Consider the following 22,081-nt stretch of genomic DNA (forward strand, 5'->3'; position numbering starts at 1 on the left):
TCCTCATATTTAAAAAGATCGGAATCTCCGATCTTTTTTTTCTATTCTTCTCTTAAGCTCTTTGGCTCTTCTGGTTGATAAAAGTTCCACATACAAGCTGATGTAGCTAATGCTCCAGCAAATACAGTTGCAAGTGTAGCAATCCCCATTAATAGTTTACTGTTAATTTTTTTCATCACTATTACCTCCTAGTTGTAAATATATTTATTCTATTAAAAACAAAATCTAATTTACCTAATACTATATGTCCTAATTTAGTTAGAGAAAATACTTGCCATACTACACCTGCATAAATACACATACAATATAAAAGTAATTTTCTTGATTCTAAATCTTTATATAAAAATAATAAAATTATAACTATTATTAAGTATATAGTTAAGATTATTATAGATTTTCTTTTTAATCTTTGTCTTCTCTCTAGTTTTTTTATAGGTTTATTGTCACTATCTACAGGAGCCAATTTATATATTAAATAATATGAAATACAAAAAACTATTACTCCAAACAATGCTACTCCGTTAAAATCAACTAAAGTTCTAGATATCAATAAAGGTATAATAATACATATTAATGTCCCAATAACAGTGCATGTATTTGGTGTACTAGCATGTACCCCCCCCGAATATTTTCTTAAAATACTTATAGTAAAGGACATTATAAGAGCTTTAAATAGTATATTAAATATTATTCCAAAAATTATTACTAAAAGTATAGATATTCCTATTTGAAGCATACCAAAAATTCCATAAGCAATTACTGCTCTCTTCTCTTCATCGCCATTTACCTCTTTTACTATTTTATCCGCTAGTTTATTTGATATACTTTCTACATTAAACACTTTTAATCCCTTTTCTGTTAAATTTATATAGTAATAATATTATTGCAAATATCATTAAAGATGGTAATCCATATACCGTTTTCAAAATAGGGTTTGCAAATATTCTCTCTATTTCACTTCCATGTGTTAACTGAATTAATCCCATATTTATTCCTTCACAAATAAACATTAAAATAGCTGTAAGTATACAGGATCTTATTGAGCCTATTATACTTAGTTTAACTACCACGGTTGTAATAATAACAAGTATAATTATATTAAGTATTGTATGTATTCCATAGCTAATAGGTAACATTCTTACTAAAAATGTAGCCACAGATAAAATCAAGCTAGAAATTATAAATTTTTTAATTTCAATTTTAGTGCTAGAAAATATACATACAGCAAAAATAAATAATACTGCTTCTGGAATACCTCTAACTATAAACTCAAAAAAAGATAAATGTAATGTCATTGTGTTACCTCCAAAGATGTCTTATAAACTAAAGATTTATTAATACTCTTTATAACATTAAATATTATTATAAAAACATAGAATCTTATAAATATATCACCAATACTTAAAATGCTATATCCTAAATCAAATATATCCGTTAAGAATTTCAAATTAGTATCTGCACTACCTAATATATGTATATCATTAACTCTAGCAAAAGAGTCAGGCTTTACATATCCTGTTATATATGATAAATTTGGGAATGCTGGCATCATTCCTCCATTTGCTTTTATAGCTATATCATTCAATAGTCCACCAATCATAACAGATACAGATCCTATTATGGCGCTTATATACTGACTATATTTGAAGACCATAGGTAGATATGAACATATATATAATATTTTTAATATTTCTCCATATTTTATGAATGTATAATTTCCCATGAATAAGTTTACTTGCATAGCAATAGTTATGATTTCCATAAAAATTACAGGATAGACTGTCCAACTCTTAAATAAAGGCTTTATCTTATATCCTTTTATTTTGCAAACTATTAAAGCAACTAATATAGTCTCTAGCATTTAAAATCCTCTCTTTTGTCTATATTTTATAAGTTATTTCTACTTTAATCTTCTTTTTTTTATTATACTATAAATTTCTATTTTTTTCTATATTTTTGTTCTTTTAGCTATTATTTTTCTTAAATATAATTATTAATACTTTACTTTAAAAAATATATAAAAAAACTTAATATATTTAAATAAATTAATACTTTCTATATATCATTTGTAATGGTTTTAATACTTTATTAATAATTATTATACATAAAAAAACACCAGACTTTTTAATCTGATGTTTTTATACAACTATCTCTTTTTATAAGTTTAACTGGTAATACAATTTTTTTACTCATCTCTCTATCATCTTTTATTCTTTCAATTAATGTATTAACAGCAGTTTCTCCCATAAAATCAGTATAAACTTTAATAGTTGTAAGAGCTGGCGTTAAAAATTTTGCAGTTACAATATCATCAAATCCAATTATACTTATGTCCTTTGGCATACTATATCCCGCTTCCATTATAGCTTTATAAGCTCCTATTGCCATTGGATCACTAGCTATAAATACTGCTGTAGGTATGTCTTTATTAGATAACATACCTTTCATTAATTCATAGCCATCCTCTAAAGTAAAATTACCCTTATATACCCATTCATCTCTATAGTTATTTATATTTTCCATAAACTCTCTATAAGTCTTTTCTCTATAATTTATAAGCTCTACTCCATTGATATCATTATGTGGAACTACCTTAGCACCTATATATCCAATGTTTCTGTGCCCTAATTCATATAAATATTTCATAGCACTATTAACACCATGCTTAAAATCAACTACTATAGAATCAAATTCCCATTCATCTGGAGATGAATCAACAAATATTATATTTTTTGTTATTGCCTTTAATATCTTTATCTCTTCTTCTTTAAAAATTCCAACAGCTATTATTCCATCTAATTCTTCTTCATTATTAATACTATTATCTAAAATTTTATTTATATAAAGAGATTTAAAATCTATATTTTCTTCATTGCACTTTTTTTCTATAGCCATTCTTATAGATAAGAAGTATGGATCATTTAGCTCTTTGAGTTCTACAAAGCTACTTATAACTCCTATCTTATATGACTTTTCTTTTTGCTTTCTTTGCCTTATGGTAATATAATTCATCTCTTCAGCAATTTTTAGTACCTTTTTTCTTGTCTCTTCTGATACATTAAGTGTTTTATCTAAATTCAATATTCTAGATATTGTTGAGATTGATACTCCTGCTTCTTTTGCTATATCTTTAATTGTAGCCAAATTTTAGTCACCCCTTTTCTTAAAAAATATTATATAATAAATCCTTTTCACTATCAAAGGAAAAGGGTAATATTAAAAATATTACCCTATTTTTCAACCTGCTTTACATTAATTTATTTCTGTTTTTAATACATCAATATATCTTTCCATTGCAGCTTTTCCTTTATCATCCCATTTGAAGACTCCACAATGCTCTAATACTTTAGTAAATACTTCAGATACCTCATTATTTACTATTTCCTGCACATTCTCTTCATTAATTAAAGAATATTTTTTCTTTATATCATAAAACCAATCTAAATGACTTTTCATCATTTCCATATTTGTTACTTTCTCATCATCCCTTAAAAGATTTTCTTTAATAGCTTCAAGTTCATCCTTTAATCTAGCTGGAAGAACGGCAAGTCCAAGTACTTCTATAAGTCCTATATTTTCTTTCTTTATATGATGAAGTTCTTCATGAGGATGGAATATACCATCAGGATGTTCTTCTGTAGTTCTATTATTTCTAAGAACAAGATCCAAAACATATTTTCCATCTTCAAATCTTCCAATTGGAGTAATTGTGTTGTGTGGAGTTTTATCACTATAAGCTAATACACCTACACTTTCATCACTGTACTCTCTCCAATGTTTTAAAATTTTATCTGCAAGAATACTTAAATCCTTTCTATCATCACCCTTTAATCTTAGAGCTGTTAAAGGCCACTTAATTATTGATAGATCTATATTTTCATAAGAGTTTATTTTAAACTTATATACATCTTCTGCCTTATTCATAGCAAATGTATAATTTCCACCTTGATAATGGTCATGAGTAAGTATTGATCCACCAACTATAGGTAAATCTGCATTTGATCCGACAAAATAATGGGGAAATTTTTCTACAAACTCAAGTATTCTATCAAAAGTATTCTTGTTTATAACCATAGGCACATGCGCTCCTGAGAAAACAATACAATGCTCATTATAATATGCATATGGTGAATATTGAAGATACCAATCCTCTGAAGAAAGCTTCATTGGAATAACTCTAAGATTTTGTCTTGCAGGATGATTAACTCTTCCGCTATACCCCTCATTCTCCTTGCAAAGCAGACATTTTGGATAATTTGATGATGGTAAATTTTTTGCTGCTGCTATTGCTTTTGGATCCTTTTCAGGTTTTGAAAGATTAATCGTTATATCTAAATCTCCATAGTCAGTATTTGATTTCCAGACTATATTTTGAGCTATTCTATCTGTTCTTATATAATCACAAGCTTTACTTATATTATGAAAATATTCTGTAGCAAGCTTTGGATTTTCATTATACTTACCATTAAATTCTCTAATAACTTCTGATGGTCTTGGCATTAATATACCCATTATCTTTGTATCAAATAAATCCCTATATATTGGAGTATTTGATTCCAAAATTCCATTTTCATAAGCATAATCTAATAGATTATTTAAAATAGATGTAGGCGTGTTTAAATTTTCATCTTCTATATTAACATATTCAAGCTCATCTAAATTAAATAAATCAATAAGTGAATTTCTTATAAATATCTTATCTTCATCTTCTATCAAATTATTTTTAATTCCATATTGAACTAATCTTTCAATATTTCTATAGATACTCATAATATCCTCCTACACTTCTCTAGTTCCGCTTCCTATATTTGCAATATAAAAATCAGCATTATAACCTATCTTTTCTTTATATCCTTCACCTACTTTTTTTATGAAGTCTTCCGCACAGTCTCTCTTCACTAAAGATACTGTACATCCTCCAAATCCTGCTCCAGTCATTCTTGATCCAAGAGTTCCTTCTTGTTCCCATGCAAGCTCTACTAATGTATCTAATTCAATACCTGTAACTTCATAATCATCTCTTAAAGAAATATGTGATGCATTCATAAGATCACCAAATGTATTTAAATCATTCTTTTCTAGAGCTTCCTTCGCTTTAAGTGTTCTTATATTTTCATAAACAGCATGTTTTGCTCTTTTTCTTCTTATATCATCTTTTATTAATTCTTTATTTTCTTCAAACTCTTCTATACTAACCTCACCTAATGCATTAATATCTAATTTTGTTTTAAGTTCTTCTAATGCAGTCTCACACTCACTTCTTCTTTCATTATATTTAGAATCAGCAAGTCCTCTTCTTTTATTTGTATTTGCTATTATTAAGACTTCATCCTTTAAATCAATTTTTGAATAATTATATTTTAATGTATTACAATCAAGTAATATGGCACTATCATCTTTACCCATACCTATAGCAAACTGATCCATAATCCCACAGTTAACACCTATAAATTTATTTTCAGCTTCTTGTGAATATTTAACTAAATCCACTCTATCTATATTAAGATCAAAAAGCTTGTCTAACATAACTGCTATAAGAAGTTCTAAAGATGCTGATGATGATAGTCCTGCACCATTTGGAATATTTCCATCTATAACAATATCAAATCCTTTATCTATTTTATGACCTTTTTTATTTAAGACATCTATAACTCCCTTTGGATAATTTGCCCAATCATGATCTTTTTCATATTTTATTCCTTCTAAATCAAATTCTATAATTCCTAAATCTTTGAAATTATTTGAAAACATTCTTATTTTTTTATCTTCTCTTAAAGAAATAGCTCCGTATGTACCAAAGCTAAGGGCACATGGGAATACATTCCCGCCATTATAATCAGTATGCTCCCCAATTAAATTAACTCTTCCTGGTGAAAAAAATGCTCTTACACCTTCCTTGTCTCCAAAAATATTATAAAATGTATTCAAAATTTCTTTTTTCATAATTCAACCCACCCTTTAAAAATTTTTATTTTATATTTCTATAATATCACCATCAGAAAACATTTTCAATAAAATTTTACTTATTTTTTACTAATAATTTTATTTATTTTTACTAATATTTTTACTTATTATTTTTAGTATTTTAACTATTTAAAATCATTTTTTAGATTTTAAAATATATTAATATAAGACTGCATACATAATATTAAGCTTATAAAAAAGGAGAGTTTTTATGAATTCTATAGAAAATAAATTTAATTCATTGAAAGAACTTATTGGCAATACTCCTCTTATAGAAATTTTATTTACTTATAAGGGTAAAGAGATGAAAATCTACACTAAACTGGAGTACTATAATTACAGTGGAAGCGTTAAAGATAGAATGACTCTTTATATCCTTGAAAAAGCTTATAAAGAAAATAAACTTAAAGCATATGACAGAATAGTTGAAGCAACAAGCGGAAATACTGGGATTTCCTTTGCATCAATAGGTAGTCTTTTAAATCATCCTGTTACTATTTTTATGCCTGAATGGATGAGTGTTGAAAGACAAAACTTAATAAAAAATTTTGGTGCAGATATAAAGTTAGTTTCAAAACAAGAAGGTGGTTTCTTACGCTGCATAGAACTTGCTAAAAGATTTGCTCTTACTAATAATAATGTTTTCTTACCATCTCAATTTGATAATAATGACAATATAATGGCTCATTATTTAACTACTGCACCTGAAATTTATAAGTCATTATCATCACATAATTTAACACCTAGTACATTTGTTGCGGGAGTAGGTACAGGTGGAACTGTTATGGGAATAGCAAAATATCTTAAGAGTAAAGATTCAAGAATAAAGGTTCATCCTCTTGAACCAGCAAATTCTCCTACCCTTTCATATGGATATACTGGTTCATCACATAGAATACAAGGTATATCTGACGAATTCGTTCCTAAAATAGTAAAATTGTATGAATTAGATAGTATAGTTGACGTGTGGGATGGAGATGCAATTATAATGGCTCAGAAACTTTCAAAAGAGCTTGGTCTCGGAGTTGGCATATCATCTGGAGCAAACTTTATTGGAGCATTAAAGCTATTATTAGAGAAAAATAATAATTCTGTAGTTGTCACTGTATTCCCTGATGATAATAAAAAGTATTTATCTACTGATCTTATGAAAAATGAAATATCTTATACTGAATTCTTATCTAAAGATGTGGACTTATTATCTATTAGAACATTATAATATATAAATTTTTACTATTTTAACCTTAGGATATTTTATTTATAAAATAATAAAACTTAAATAATAAAAGGAAGGAGTTAAATATCTGAACTCCTTCCTTTTATTATTTTCATACTATTTTAAGGTTAATTTCCCTTTTATAATTTCTTTATAATTACATATCTTTCTTGTAAAAGTTTTAAATATAGAAAAGAATGAAAATATAATTTTTAATAAGTATCAATATCTATCTTATATAAACTATAATATTGTTAACTTTTTTACATAATAAGATTAAATCCATTTTACAATTGTGACTATTTTATTACTAATATATCAATTAAGTCAATTTTAGATATAATGTATTGATTATTTGCTTGTAAATGTCTACAATTTTTTTAAGGTTAATTTTTATTTATATCTATTATTTAACCTAAGTAACAAATTACATAAAGTACCATTCAAAATTTAAGTATTACTTGTAAATTGTTATTAATATTCATACAAAAGGAAGCGATATTTATGTCAGTATGTCAAAATTTAGAACCCAAAAAAGTATTTGGATTTTTTGAAGAATTAACTAAAATTCCACATTGCTCATATCACGAAAAACAAATAAGTGATTATCTTGTAAACTTCGCTAAAAAACGTAACTTAGAAGTTATTCAAGATAAAGCTTTAAATGTAATTATTAGAAAACCTGGTACAAAAGGATACGAAAATAAAACTCCAGTCATAATTCAAGGTCATATGGATATGGTTTGTGAAAAAACTGAAGATAGCAAACATGATTTTTCAAAAGATCCTTTAGAATTAAGAGTAGTTGGAGATAACTTATATGCAACTAACACTACTTTAGGCGCTGATGATGGTATAGCTGTTGCTTATGCTCTTGCTATATTAGATTCAGATGATATTCCACATCCCCCACTAGAAGTTGTAGTTACAACTGCTGAAGAAGTAGGTATGGATGGTGCAATGGCTTTAGATACTAGCCTTTTAAAAGGTAAAATAATGCTTAATGTAGATTCAGAAGAAGAAGGAGTGCTATTAACTGGATGTGCTGGTGGTATAAATACTAGAACAATCTTTTCAAATGATTTAATATCTAAATCCGGAAAGTGTATTCAATTATCAGTAACAGGTTTACTTGGTGGACACTCAGGAATAGAAATAGTAAAACAAAGAGCTAATGCTAATAAATTAATGGGTAGATTACTATTTGAACTAAAAACTTCTATTGAATTTAATATAGTAAAAATTAATGGTGGTACAAAACATAATGCAATTCCTCGTGAATGTATCGCTTCTATAACATTAAAAAATGATTCTGATATTTCAAAAGTTAATACCATTGTAAAGAAAATGGAAGAAGATTTTAAATCTGAATATAGAGTTACAGACCCAGGTTTAACACTTAAAGTATCAGACTGTTGCTGCACAAATGATGATAAAGAATTTACTTCTAAGAGAACTTCTGAAGTTATAGACTTTTTAGTTGCTTCTCCAAATGGAGTACAAAACATGAGTGAAGATATTAAAGGCTTAGTTCAAACTAGCCTAAATATAGCCGTTATAGATACAACTAAAGACGGAATAGAAATCACAATTTCTATAAGAAGTTCTATGAAAAGCTTAAAATACGAAGTATTTAACACATTATCAGTTATATCTAAAATGCTAAATGCAAAACTTGAAAAGCTTACTGAATACCCTGAATGGGAATATGATCCTAATTCAAAAGTAAGAGAACTTTGTCTAAATGTATATAAAGATTTATTCAATAAAGGTGCTGAGGTTTCAGCTATTCATGCCGGTCTTGAATGTGGTCTATTTAAAGAAACTATGAAAGATACTGATATGATAAGCTTTGGCCCAAGTATTTACGATGCTCATACTACAAATGAGCATTTATGCATATCATCAGCTGAAAGAATGTATAAATTACTTTTAGAAGTTTTAAAAGAAATTAACTAGATAAATATTATATAGAAGTCACTACACTATTTTAGTAGTGACTTCTCTAAACTTAAATACTTAAGGAGTGATCGTAATGGCTCAAGAAAAAAAGAAATTATCATCTACAGCCTACGGAGGTTGCACTGGAGACGAATATATACCATTTGTTCCAACCTCTGATGTTATGCCTGAAACCACAGGCTACTCAATCATAGTTGGTATAATCATTGCCTGTGTATTTGCTGCTGCAAATGCTTATTTAGGATTAAAAGTTGGTATGACTATAGCCTCTGCTATACCAGGTGCCATACTCGCAGTTGGTATTTTAAAAGGATCCTTTAAGAGAAATAGTATATTAGAAGCTAACCTTGCTTGTTCATTATCTGGTATGGGTGAAGCTGCTGCTGGATGTTCAGTATTCGTACTACCAGCACTTATTTTAGCTGGATTTAATATAAGCCTTTTAACTATAATCTTAATCATAGTTGTTGGTGCATCAATGGGGGTTTTCTTTATTACTCCCCTTAGAAGATATTTAATAGTTGAAGAACACGGTACTTTAATTTATCCAGAAGGTATGGCTGCCTCAGAAGTTTTAGTTACTGCTAGTCAAGGTGGTACTTCATTTAAAACAGTTTTAACTGGTATTGGTTTAGGTGGTTTATATAACTTACTATCTGATGGATTTAAATTATGGGGAAGTCAAACAACTTATATCTTTAAAGGATACCAAGGAACAATGATAGGACTTGATACCTTGGCTCCAGTTCTTGGTGTAGGTTTTATAGTCGGAGTCAGAGTTGGTCTTTTAATGTTTGGTGGATCATTAGTTGCATGGTTTGCACTTATTCCATTAATAAAATTCTTTGGTTCTGGACTAACTAATGCAATTTTCCCATCAACAAAAGTAATTTCACAAATGTCTTCTATGGAAATATGGTCTAACTATATTAAATATATAGGTGCTGGTGCAGTTGCAATGGGCGGATTTATATCTCTTGCAAAATCAATGCCTACAATAATAAATAGCTTTAAGCAAGCTATATCTGGTCTTATACATGAGGAAAAGCATTCTGATAATACTAAAAAGAGAACTGATATAGAAACTCCTATAGTATGGCTTATTGGTGCTGCTCTAGTAGGATTTTTTGCTACATGGCTTCTACCAATGATAAAAGGTGGAATAGTTGGTGGTATTTTGGCAGTATTATTTGCTTTCTTCTTTTCTGTTGTATCAGCTAGAATGGTTGGTATAATTGGTGAATCTAATAATCCAGTTTCAGGTATGGCTATTGCTTCATTATTATTTATAGCTATTATCTTTAGATTAACTGGTTTATCTGGATCTGTTGGTATTGAAAAATCATTACTTGTTACTTCAATAGTTGCAGCTGCCGTAGGTGTTGCAGGTGCTGCATCACAAGGTTTAAAAACAACATTTATAATAGGTGGTACCCCAAGAGATAATCATATATGGATGTGGGTTGCCGTTTTATTTTCAGCTGTTATAGTTGCTGTCGTTATATTCATGCTAAACAAAGCTTATGGATTAGGTTCAGCAAGCGTTCCAGCACCTCAAGCTACTCTTATGAAGATGTTAGCTGATGGTATTATAACAGGACAAATACCTTGGACATTAGTATTTATAGGTGCATTTATATCAATATTCTGCGAAATGGTTGGAATTTCAATTCTACCTGTTGCACTTGGTGTATATCTTCCTATAACTTTAAACGCAACAGTGCTATTTGGTGGCGTAATAAGAGTTTTAGTTGAAAAGAGATTCAAGAAACCTGAAGATAAAGATGCACAAGGTGAAGCAGTTGAAAAAGGTGTTCTTACAGCTTCAGGGCTTGTTGCAGGTGGTGCGATTATGGGAATTATAGTTGCAATATTTACAACTGTTGGAGTTGATATTGGATTTGCTGCAAATATTATACCAGCTGTTACTCAAAGTAACTGGCTACCACTTATAATGTTTTTAATTCTATCATTCTGGTTCTACACTTCATCAGTTAAAGGTGGAAAAGAATTTAAAATAAAACAACAAAAAGGAAATAAATAGTATGGCTAGTTCTTTAAATAGTAATAAAAAAAAATCAAAAACTGAAAAAAAAGCTAATTATAACTTTTTACTTTATGTACCTGAGATTAAACATGATAATTGGAAGCTTGTAGATAACAAAGTGGTAATTTACTTTTCTGTTAAAGATCCTGTAAAAAGATTTGTAGGATGGCTTTACAAAACATCACCTACTTGTGATATAACATTTGACGACTTATGTTCAAAAGCTTGGCTTCTTATCGATGGTAAAAGATGTATATATGATATAGCTAAAATAATGGCTACCGAATGTAACGAAAGTTTAGATGGTTCGATTCATAGAATTGTACCATATATGCATCATATCGCAAAAAAAGGCTGGATATCATTTAAAGAAGTAAAAAAGGTAAGCTAAAAAATAGAGTATGGGTAAAACCCATACTCTATTTTATCTATCACTTTATTTTTAATATAGTTACTTCTTTATATCTATTACTTCTTTTATCTTCCAACCTGTTAGCTTACCTTCTCTAGTAACTATAAACTTTTTATTATATGTTCCAGTCTTCTCTTTATATGTTTTGCTATTTGCCTTAACTTCTACATAATATTTCACATTAAATATTATAATATTCTCTCTACTTATATCACTATCTGTTAGTCCAGCATTCTTTAAATAGTTATCATATTCCTTATTATCCTTCACTCTTTTTAAATCTTTTAGCTCGATCTTTTTTATACTATCTATATAACTAAAATCTATTTCATCTCCATTTACATAGCATTTTGCTAAATCTTCTTTGTTATGTGAATTTTCATATCTAAATGAATCTTCTATAACTATCTCTGGCCTATTGATCCCAATGTAAAAAGATATAAATACAAGTATTACCCCAACTATAGCAAACATTAATTTCTTCATATAGTTTAATCCCTTCCTTTTCTTTTAAATTTCTTTACATCTAATAACAATAATATAAATTATTATAATTAATCCCATATCACAACATATTATCACATCATATACATAATAAGTAAAGAAAATAATACAAATTTATATTAAATTTTATTATTATTTTCCTTTTAATTTATATACTAAACACTTTCAAATGATTTCACTACACTTTTATTTATCTCTATTGTAAGTTCCTTTATTTCATTTATACAAGCCTTTTCTGGTAAAGCTGTATTTTCATAAGCATATTTAAAATCTTTCTCTAATTTATCTACTATAGAAAATATTTCATTATATGTATACATACCATTTCTTATATCTAATAATAGTTCCCTATCCTTTTCTCTATAAGTGTTTATGCCCTTACCCTCTAATATTTCTTTTCCCATAATTAATAATCTAACCAAATGCATTGAATGTTTATTTAGGTGAAGGGTATCCTTTTTAGAATTTCTTTTATTTAACTTATCATAATCTCTAACTACCATGTTCATTTCTGAAAGCATTCCTTTTAAATCTCTTAACGGATATCCTTTAAGATTAAAATCTATAAGTATTTCCTTCTGACTATTAGTGTTTTTATTGCTATCTATATAAAGCTTTAATCTTTCATTACTTAATCCTTTGTACCTATCTTCAAATGTACTCATCTGCTTTTCTATGCTACCCAATATATGTCTTTCCTTCTCTTCCCTTGGGTATTCATCTCTAGCTAATGCATTTTGAAGTCTTCTAAGCTGCTGTATTGCATATCCTCCAAAGGAAGCATAAGCTTTTTGCGATAAAAATAATTCTCTATTATCCCTTATTAATTTTCCTTCCTTACTTTGTATAAATAGATGTTCATCTTTAGTTCCAAGCATTTCTATAACATTTGGATTTACATTTACTAAAAGATTTATTATTTGCTTTAATGGATAAATTACTAAATCTAACTCCTTATCTTCATAAGGTCTATCTATACAATTCATAATTAATATCTCTTCGTATGTGTTTAAACATATACCTCTTACATCAAAATCACTTTCATGTTCCTTAGTATGTATATCTGTGCCATAAGCATAACTCCCCCCAGTAGTTAAAAGTATTATATTATCTCCTAATTCCTTTTTATTTCTTAAAATATCATATTCTTTTGAATTAATCTTATCTTTCATATCTTTTATATTCATAAGCCTATATCTCCATTTATTTTCTTTAATTATATAAAATATAATATTATAATGTAAACATTTAAGTTTACTATTAGTAGTTTACCAAATTATTGATGTATAATTATTTTGGAAGGTGGTTTTTATGAATAAAATTAAAAAGTGGAAAATGCAATGTGATGCTAAAGAGATTGTAAAAATATTAAATGATTATAATTATAATGCTATTTACTTAGAATCAAGTGACTTAGTAAAAGAAAAGGTACTAGAGTTAATTCCTAAAGGCTCATCAATAGCTTTGGGTGGATCAGTTACTCTAGATGAACTAGATATTATTCCTGAATTTAGAACTTCAGATTATAAACTTTTTGACCGTTATATAGATGCTCCATTTAGTGAAATTGTTGAAATTATGAGAGAATCAATGACAGCAGACTATTTAGTTACTAGTACCAATGCTATAACTAGAAATGGTGAGCTTGTAAATACAGATTCAGGTGGAAATAGAGCTGCGGGTATTTTATTTGGACCTAAAAATGTAATTATAGTTGCTGGTGTTAATAAGGTAGTTGATGATTTAAATTCTGCCTTTAAAAGGATTAATGAAGTTGCGATAATGAATGCTAAACGTATTAATCATAAATGTCCTTGTACGGAAGATGGAAAGTGCCATGATTGCTCCGTAAGAGGTAGAATATGTAATTTCACTTCTATAGTTCATAATGGTATGAAGTTTAAAGGAAGAATAACTATTATAATCGTTCCAGAAGAATTAGGTTTTTAAATTATAATTAGTAAATCGGTTAACAAGCATTGCATAATTATTTTTAAAATTAAAGGTGTAACTTTTAGAGCTACACCTTTAATAAAATTTAATTTTCTATATATTTTTTAAATACATCACTAAAATCTTTTACAACATAAGTATTTCTAGAGCCAGTCATCCAGTTGTAAGCAAACTCTGTTATTGCCTTCATTTCTGCATTAACATCAATTCCTTCTTTTCTAGTATTAGTTAAGACCCTCTCTGCCATTTCTAAACTCTTATATGATATATCTAATCCAATTGTATTTTCATGAGTTAATTCTTGAATTTTAATTAAAGCTTTATAAAGATCCTTTAATTGTTCTAGTTGTTTCTTATCTACATCAATTGAAAAGAATTTATCTCCAATACTAAACTTTATCTCTACATCTAAATCTACAGTTCCTGCTGTTTCTAAACTTACATTGTCTATTTTATATTTATAATAATCATATCTATATAAATTTCTCTTTTTACTAATTGCATTTTGTCCATCAACATGAATAAGTGCTTTATTTGTAAAACAATATTCATCTGATTTTGATTTTATTAGAAAAAATATCTTTTCTCCATCTTCATTAAAAATATAATCATCTGAATCAACCTTATGATAATCACTTGGTGATATTATCTTTCCTATATCTGATAATCCTAATGCATCTGATGCTATTTTAGTAAACATAAATCCACTTCCTTTTAATTTCATTAATAATTTTAATACTATATATTCTTTTCTATAATGTCAATTACTATATTCCCCTACTACTAAAAAGTATTTTTATACTTAAATTATATATTATATCTCCAAAATACTTTTTAGTATATTTTGATCCATTTTAAATCTATCATATCCTTGAATTTTTTCTTCAAGAAAATAATTTAACTCATCTAGAGTATATTTTTCTTTACTATTTTTTATATTTATAACTTCTTTTATAAAGGCTTTAAATGACTTTAATGACTTTGCTAATATCTGCTCTTCTTCTTCATCATATAATTGGACTACTGGATAACCTTCTTTATTGGTATCAATAAAGAAAACATCTCCTGATAAATCATTATACCCTATTATTCTCCAGCCATCTTTCCAAACATCAATTTCCTCTTCAGCATCCATTTGCGCATCTTCTAGATCTTCCAACTCATATAGAACAAAAGTTAATTTATACTGTAATGGCTGAAATATTTCGTAAATTTCCTCTATTTCTTTATCAAAATCCATATAAATCCTCCTTTTATTAAAGCTTTTCTATCATACCTATATAATTCATATATGGTTTTAATTGTAAATGATTTTAACCAGAATATCTAGCTTTAAAATATTAAATTTAAATTCCTATAAAAAAAAGGATTTTTAATGGAATATTCCTTAAAAATCCTTTCTTGTTATTACTTATTTATCTTTCTTTTTCTATCATAGAAGAATAGTACAAATCCTGCTCCTATTAGTATTACAGCAACTGCAATCATACCAGTATTATTAAATCCTGTCGATGGTATATTCCCTGCATTTCCTGATCCATTATTTATTCCTGGAGTTGTTGGATTACTTGGTCTATTTGGTGTTCCTGGCTTATTGGGTTTATTAACCTTAACAAGTTTATCTATAGCCTTATTTAGTTCATCTATTGCTTTATCAACTTCTTTTTGTGTCGCTTCATTATTTGTCATTACAAGCCTAGCTGATTCTAAAGCTTTTAATAATTTATCAAAACTTTCTTCTGTATAATCATCTTTATTAATCTTTAATGCTTCTTTTAATAATCCTTTTAACTTTTCTTTATCTACCTCATCAGAATTTCCTGGCTTTTCAAGTTGTTCCATTGCTTTTTCTAAATCTTTTATAGCATTTTCTATTTCTTTATCTGTTGCCTTTTCATCATCCATAACCGATTTTGCTGATTCTAAAGCTTTTAGAACTTTATCGAAACTATTTTGAGTATAATCTTCCTCTTTTAATGCTGATGCTTTATCTATAATATCTTTTAATTTATCTTTATTTGGTTTCTCTGGATTTTCCGGTTCGCTAGAATCCTTTTTAACAGTAACTATACATTCTCCTGTAAATCCTCCATCTACTGATGTAGCTAATATCTTAGTTGTTCCAGTTCCAATAGCTGTAATAACACCATCTTTTATAACTGCTACTTTTTCATCAAGACTACTCCAAGTAATATTTTTATTAGTTGCATTTTCTGGAGTTATAGTAGCTTTAATAGTTTCAGTGCTTCCTTTTTCTAATTCTACTGAAGTTTTATCTAACTTAATTCCTACTACAGGTATTACTTGAGGTTCTCCATCTTTTACTATAACTTCAGTTGTAGCTTCTTTATTTCCTTCAAGAGATGTAGCTGTTATTATAGCTTTTCCGGCCTTAATCCCTTCTATCATAGTTTTTACTCCATCATCTGTTTTTATCTTATTTATTTTAATTATTTCTTCATTGCTACTCTTAAGAGATACATATTGATTTGTGGCTTCTTTTGGTAATACATGTGCTCCAAATTCTAATATTTCTCCAACTCTTATTTCTGATGGATTTTCTTTGTTAAACTGAACTGATTCAACCTCTAAAGTTCCATCATTCTTTCTTTCAACATCTACTTCTGCTATAGACGCCCATTTGTTATATCCTTCTAAAACTCTTATTTCTATTTTATCTGCTAATACTTCTTTTCCTCTTAACTCAAATATATTTGTTGATCTATCTTTTATATCTTCTGCTCCACCTGTTCCAATTAAAGTTTCTTCTTCTCCATTTATTGCATGGACTTCATACTTTTTAATTACACCATTATCTCCTGTCTTTCTTGGTGTTATACCTAACTTTGAAATATTAGTCTTCTTATTAAACTCAATTGTTAATACTTGTTCCTCTACTGGTGGTATTGGATCAAACCATGGTGTATGCCACATTGTATCTACATTACCATCAATAGCTTTAGCTGCTGTATCTCCGCCGCCAGTCTCTTCTGAAGTTGCTGTAGCTTTCATTTCATTTTTTGCTACATTTTCATACACTGGTTTAAGTTCTGGAATCTCATCTTCTGGATTTAAAACTTCTCCAATTGAATCTTTGCTCATATAATCTGTTCCAACTATTCTTGAATCATTTATCTTAAGATCAAATTCTGTGTCTACCTTAGCTTTTATTTTAAATGTTCCAAGAGTTCCATCATTATTAAGCGGCGCTATATTTCCTCTATTAGAAAGTGTCGCAACCAGCATAGTTCCCTTATCGTCTATTTTAAGTGATGATACGTTATCCATATTTTTAGTTAAACCTGATTTTGTAAATACAACATCCTTGCCACAGCTTCCTGTACAGTTAACTAATTCATATTTATCACTATTTAATTTAATAAAACTATCAAATGCATAAACATCCTTTAAGTTTGTACCAACTAATTTAACTTCAATTTCTTCTCCCTTCTTTAGAGATTTTTTCTCTGGAAGAAGATTTATTTTTCCTGAAACCTCATTACCTGATGGCACAAGAGTTGATCCAATCTTACTTGCTACAAATGCATAATCATAAGCATCTATATATCCATTGAAGTTTAAATCTGCTTTTTCAGCATAATTCCAATCATTATCACCAATTTTAACCCCCATGTAATTATCTATAAATACTAAATCTCCATTATCAACCCTATTATCTCCAGTGTAATCTCCAACTGGCGTTTTATTGGTTCCTTCAACCTTGTATGGTCTAAATTCATGAGCAGATGCAAAGTTTCCATTACCAGCTAAAGTATCAATTTTTAAATATCTAGATTTTATAGGCTCTTCAAATTTTATTATTTTAGTAGCTCCATCATCTTTCCAAACCCCATCAGTATATAAAGGCATATAGTTGACACCGTCTAAGCTCATTGAAAGATTATATTTAGTAATATTACCATTTGAGCCTTTAGGTCTTGGAACATATTCAAATTTTTCTAATTCGTAAATATTACTCATATCTATAACAAACTCAGCTGGTATTCCGTCCTCACCCCATTTAGTATGCCATAGAGTACCTATATCTCCATCAACAGCCTTATCAGCAGTTTCTCCTGGTTGTTCACTTGATGCTGTTGCTTTCATCTCTTCTGCTGGAACAACATTTTTTAATAAATCTTCTATTGTTGAAACCTTTAAGGGATTACTCCACTCTGAAGCACCTTTGGAGTTAGCTGCTCTAACTTTAAATTCATAATCTGTTAATTCCTTTAATCCATCATGAGTATATGGAGATTTTACATTTGTATAAAGAATATTATTTATCATTAAATCATATGAAGTAGCATTTTCTACTTCATTCCATCCAACTATTATTTCTTTATCGATTACTTTAGTAGCTTGTAATGATGTAGGTATCACAGGAACTTTATCATGTTCTATACTACCTTTTGGCGCATCATTATTAAATTTATCAACTTCCACCTTTATCATATTTCTAATTGAAGTAGCCTCAGTTTTCACAAATAATATTGGTGCTGCTTTAATCTTATCTGGCCCTACTCTTATATTTTCATCAAAGTATGCAACATTTCCATTTGAGTTATCATAGTCTTCTTTTCTATTAACTATAGTAACTGACTTCTCTTCTCCTCCGATAGTTAATTTAATATTTTCTGGTTTAACTCTTGTATGAATTGAGAATTCATTCTTTCTTGTTTCTTGAATTCCTGCATAATTTCCTTTTGTAGGATTAACTATAAATTCAGCTTTTCCATCTCCACTATTAGGTGCATTTGACTCTATTAAAGTCTTTGCATAAGCACCTTCTCTATGATCTCTTGACTCACCATCATCTTCATATAATTCAAATGAAGTTTTTCCTGATGGATAAATATCAAAAGTAATTGGATGATCTTTATCTGCTACAACTTCACCTGCATAATTTGATTCTGGATACATAGGTATTATAGCTCCATTTTTAACAAATAGCGGTAACTTCCAAAGTGGTGCATCAAAATTATTTATAACTTGTCTACCATTGTATTGCTCTCCAGTAAAGTAATCTATCCATACTTGATTTTCATCTGGAAGATATATCTCATTCCAAACTTCTGTATCTTCATAAACTGGAGCAACTAGAAGATTCTTTCCAAGCATATATTGGTATTGAGTTTCTGTTCCAAAAGTATATGGATCTTCTGGATACGCCCAAACCATACCTCTCATCATAGGTGCACCTGTTTTATAGCTTTCATTAGCATAAGTGTACATATAAGGAAGCATTCTTGATTTTAATTTTAAATAAACTCTATTTATGCTTGTATAAGGCTCTCCTTGTATCCAAGGTTGCTTATCCTTTGATGCCCAGCCTGACATATTTAAAGTAGTTGGAGTAAATGTCTTCCATTGAAGATCTCTAGTATAAGTTTTAGCAGAACCACCAAATATACCATCAATATCAGATCCAATATACGGCATACCTGACATTCCACCACCAATATAAGTTGGAATATGCATCCTAATATATTCCCAATCTCCACTTTGATCTCCTGACCAAACTGCAGCATTTTTTTGAGTTCCTGCCCATCCACAAATACTTACAACATATGATCTAGCATCCGAATTATTTTCTATTCCTTTATTCGTTGATTCTACAGCATCAAAAGCAAATTCGTATCCAGGTCCTACCCATGCAACATCTGTTTTTATTGCTCTTACTCCATATTCCTTAACTTCTGTTGCAAGTTTATCTAAATCATTCTCTGTCCAAAGACCAGTCTTAAATCCTGATTTAGATGCCTCATCTACAAATCCTTTAAGATCAGTATATCCACATCCATATCCGTCGTTTGGAAGGATAACACCTCTTGGAATATCATTATCTACGTATCCCTTTACAACTTCTAATCCATCCATTGTATCTTTATAACAGTCTGCATCAATTCCATAGAAACTATAATTTGGCATAAGTTGTGGTCTACCTGTTAACTCAGTATATCCATTCATAACTTCATCAAAAGATCCACCAGCGAAGTAGAATGCATCAAATCTATTTTCATCATGAGCCATTGTTGCAGTTTTCTTAAAATCATATTGTCCTGGTTTAAATGTATTTCTAAATACACCATACCCCTTACTGCTCATATAAAATGGTACTGGATTTGATACTGAGCCATCATTCCAGTGAGATATTTTTAATTTTACATCTATTTTCTTATTCTTATGTGAGAAATATCCATTTTGGACTCCTCCACCATAAAATTGTTCTATATCAGCTGTTTTTAATGTTTGAATAGTCTTCTTACCATTATATTTTAATGGCGATTCTTCCTCCCATATAACTGATTTATTATCAGCTTTATATAATGCTAATCTCATAGGAGATTTATATATTCTAAGAACTACCTTTTCTGTAGTTATTTTATAATAGTCTCCAGCGTCCTCTTTATCAACGTTTACATTTCCATGTTCCTTTATAAACTCCTCTTCTGTTTTATCTATTATCTTTCCTTTTGTAGGATCATCAAAATCTTTATCTGGATCCATCCATAATCTAAATAAATCATTTTTATAAAAAGTTATCTTAACCTCTTCATTTTCAAGCTTTATTGTAACTTCATTATCATCTTTAGTAACCTCCTTGACATCCCCTAATGTCTTGTAATCATCTCCTGCTGCTTTTGCTACTTTAATATTTAAATTAGCAATAGTCATAAACGTAAAAATAAATAACATAAGTAGCGAGACTTTCCGACTTTTCTTTTTTAAGCTTTTCATACTACTCCCCCTTCTATTTTTGATACTTACTTAGAATATGTCTTAGTAATTTTAAGAATAGCTATACATAAATTAATTTATTTAATACTAAGTAGTATCTAATCCTGTACTCATACAATAGATATTTGCTATATATTCCAATACATTATATGTAAGTATTTTTTAATCATGTTTAAAATATTTTTAAATCCTAATAATATTTTTAAATAGAAAAGGTGATGAAAAATCATCACCTTTTCTTTATTTACTAAATAATCGTCTCCAAGTATTCTTTCCAACTATTCCATCTATAGATAATTTCTTATCTTTTTGAAAGCTTTTTATAGCGCTTTCTGTACTATCACCAAATACTCCATCTATGCCAAACTTCCCAATTAAATATCCATTAGCTACTAGCCTTCTTTGTACTATTCTTGTAATATTACCTCTTGCTCCTTTTGATAAATTGATACACGCATTAAGGGTCTTATCACCAAAATATCCATCCACTTTTAAATTTGCTGCGAATTGTTTATTGAGTTCTTTTTGCAAATCACTAACTATACTTCCACTTATACTAACTTCCCAAAGTTCCTTTTTAACATTACTTGATGAATTTGAAGAATTAGAATTATTGTTTGATCTATTTATAAATATACAGTCAGTAAACTCATTTGCATCACAATTACCACTAACTCCACTAATTTTAGCTTTATCAGTATATTGGAATCCTACCCAATCAGACCATATCCCGTTATCACCTGGAGTATTAACATCATAATGTGCTATCCATAGTGGATAGTTTTTAAGCCTATTATCTAACTTACTTTTTGCAAAATATGTGTAAGTATATATAATACACTCATATCCACTTAAATTTTTAAATTCATTTAAAAATTCAATACATCTATCTGTTACACCTTTTGCATTTCTTCCTTGATTCTCCTTTTCTATATCAAGAACTGGAATTACATCAAATTTCTTATCTTTTATGATATTCCAAAAATCCTTTGCCTGATCTTTTGGATTAGTTGTATCACTCATAAAATGATAAAAACCTATCTTAAGTCCTTGATCTTTTGCACCTTTATAGTGTTCATCAAGTCTTTTATCTACAAATTTAATACCCTCTGTAGCCTTTATTATAACTACTTCTATTCCGTCACTTTTTACTTTAGAAAAATTCACATTTGCTTGCCAATTACTAATATCTATCCCTCTTATATTATTTGTATTTTTACTCTTCATAAAATCACCTCTTATAAATTATTAATATATGACCAAAGCCTTAAATGCCACCTTA

18 protein-coding genes are annotated in these 22,081 nt (G+C 28.6%); 5 read left to right on the top strand and 13 right to left on the bottom strand.

Features of this window, described 5'->3' with window-relative positions; all coding sequences use genetic code 11:
* Positions 1-41: 41 nt before the first annotated feature.
* The 7 genes from K5V21_RS02465 to K5V21_RS02495 form a co-directional block, all read right to left on the bottom strand.
* Positions 42-176 (bottom strand): cyclic lactone autoinducer peptide, encoded by a 135-nt coding sequence (locus K5V21_RS02465; protein WP_221858848.1) that lies wholly within the window; start codon positions 174-176, stop codon positions 42-44.
* A gap of 5 nt (positions 177-181) precedes the next feature.
* The gene (locus K5V21_RS02470) at positions 182-841 is read right to left on the bottom strand and encodes an accessory gene regulator ArgB-like protein (protein ID WP_221858849.1); all 660 of its coding nucleotides are present in this window, start codon (positions 839-841) and stop codon (positions 182-184) included.
* The gene (locus tag K5V21_RS02475) at positions 834-1,295 is read right to left on the bottom strand and encodes a hypothetical protein (RefSeq protein ID WP_221858850.1); all 462 of its coding nucleotides are present in this window, start codon (positions 1,293-1,295) and stop codon (positions 834-836) included. The genes K5V21_RS02470 and K5V21_RS02475 overlap by 8 nt, the downstream gene beginning before the upstream one ends.
* Complete coding sequence (locus tag K5V21_RS02480; RefSeq protein WP_221858852.1) at positions 1,292-1,861, bottom strand: DUF5317 family protein; 570 nt, start codon at positions 1,859-1,861, stop codon at positions 1,292-1,294. Before K5V21_RS02480 ends, K5V21_RS02475 begins: the two co-directional genes overlap by 4 nt.
* A gap of 263 nt (positions 1,862-2,124) precedes the next feature.
* On the bottom strand, positions 2,125-3,144 hold the full coding sequence (locus K5V21_RS02485) for a LacI family DNA-binding transcriptional regulator (RefSeq protein ID WP_221858854.1): 1,020 nt from the start codon (positions 3,142-3,144) through the stop codon (positions 2,125-2,127).
* A gap of 108 nt (positions 3,145-3,252) precedes the next feature.
* On the bottom strand, positions 3,253-4,770 hold the full coding sequence (gene galT / locus K5V21_RS02490) for a UDP-glucose--hexose-1-phosphate uridylyltransferase (RefSeq protein WP_221858856.1): 1,518 nt from the start codon (positions 4,768-4,770) through the stop codon (positions 3,253-3,255).
* Positions 4,771-4,779: 9 nt separating this feature from the next.
* The gene (locus K5V21_RS02495; RefSeq protein ID WP_221858858.1) at positions 4,780-5,943 is read right to left on the bottom strand and encodes a galactokinase; all 1,164 of its coding nucleotides are present in this window, start codon (positions 5,941-5,943) and stop codon (positions 4,780-4,782) included.
* A gap of 232 nt (positions 5,944-6,175) precedes the next feature.
* Between K5V21_RS02495 and K5V21_RS02500 the strand changes: the two genes are divergently transcribed.
* The 4 genes from K5V21_RS02500 (at position 6,176) to K5V21_RS02515 (ending at position 11,580) form a co-directional block, all read left to right on the top strand.
* Positions 6,176-7,183, top strand: coding sequence for a PLP-dependent cysteine synthase family protein (locus tag K5V21_RS02500; RefSeq protein ID WP_221858859.1), 1,008 nt, complete (start codon positions 6,176-6,178; stop codon positions 7,181-7,183).
* A gap of 501 nt (positions 7,184-7,684) precedes the next feature.
* The gene (locus K5V21_RS02505) at positions 7,685-9,139 is read left to right on the top strand and encodes an aminoacyl-histidine dipeptidase (protein WP_221858861.1); all 1,455 of its coding nucleotides are present in this window, start codon (positions 7,685-7,687) and stop codon (positions 9,137-9,139) included.
* 76 nt (positions 9,140-9,215) lie between these two features.
* On the top strand, positions 9,216-11,186 hold the full coding sequence (locus K5V21_RS02510) for an OPT family oligopeptide transporter (RefSeq protein ID WP_221858863.1): 1,971 nt from the start codon (positions 9,216-9,218) through the stop codon (positions 11,184-11,186).
* 1 nt (position 11,187) lies between these two features.
* A complete protein-coding gene (locus tag K5V21_RS02515; protein WP_221858865.1) occupies positions 11,188-11,580 on the top strand; it encodes a PqqD family peptide modification chaperone in 393 nt (130 codons plus the stop codon).
* 60 nt (positions 11,581-11,640) lie between these two features.
* Here K5V21_RS02515 and K5V21_RS02520 read toward each other — a convergent pair whose 3' ends face one another.
* Entirely contained in the window at positions 11,641-12,087 is a 447-nt protein-coding gene (locus K5V21_RS02520) for a DUF4829 domain-containing protein (protein WP_221858867.1), read from the bottom strand.
* Between the two features lie 173 nt (positions 12,088-12,260).
* Positions 12,261-13,292 carry a DNA polymerase beta superfamily protein gene (locus K5V21_RS02525; protein ID WP_221858869.1) on the bottom strand — a complete coding sequence of 344 codons (1,032 nt, stop codon included), beginning with the start codon at positions 13,290-13,292 and terminating at the stop codon, positions 12,261-12,263.
* 124 nt (positions 13,293-13,416) lie between these two features.
* Here K5V21_RS02525 and K5V21_RS02530 point away from each other — a divergent pair, with 124 nt between their 5' ends.
* On the top strand, positions 13,417-14,055 hold the full coding sequence (locus K5V21_RS02530) for a lactate utilization protein (RefSeq protein ID WP_204595382.1): 639 nt from the start codon (positions 13,417-13,419) through the stop codon (positions 14,053-14,055).
* Positions 14,056-14,143: 88 nt separating this feature from the next.
* Here the strand turns inward: K5V21_RS02530 and K5V21_RS02535 are convergent, their stop codons facing one another.
* From K5V21_RS02535 to K5V21_RS02550, 4 genes are all read right to left on the bottom strand, one after another.
* Positions 14,144-14,758 (bottom strand): PH domain-containing protein, encoded by a 615-nt coding sequence (locus K5V21_RS02535; RefSeq protein ID WP_221858871.1) that lies wholly within the window; start codon positions 14,756-14,758, stop codon positions 14,144-14,146.
* 114 nt (positions 14,759-14,872) lie between these two features.
* Entirely contained in the window at positions 14,873-15,298 is a 426-nt protein-coding gene (locus K5V21_RS02540; protein WP_221858873.1) for a hypothetical protein, read from the bottom strand.
* A 167-nt stretch (positions 15,299-15,465) separates the two neighbouring features.
* Positions 15,466-20,799 (bottom strand): discoidin domain-containing protein, encoded by a 5,334-nt coding sequence (locus K5V21_RS02545; protein ID WP_221858875.1) that lies wholly within the window; start codon positions 20,797-20,799, stop codon positions 15,466-15,468.
* A 240-nt stretch (positions 20,800-21,039) separates the two neighbouring features.
* On the bottom strand, positions 21,040-22,026 hold the full coding sequence (locus K5V21_RS02550) for a GH25 family lysozyme (protein ID WP_221858877.1): 987 nt from the start codon (positions 22,024-22,026) through the stop codon (positions 21,040-21,042).
* Positions 22,027-22,081 lie beyond the last annotated feature (55 nt).

The organism is Clostridium sardiniense (assembly GCF_019753795.1).
Classification (GTDB): Bacteria; Bacillota; Clostridia; order Clostridiales; family Clostridiaceae; genus Clostridium; species Clostridium sardiniense.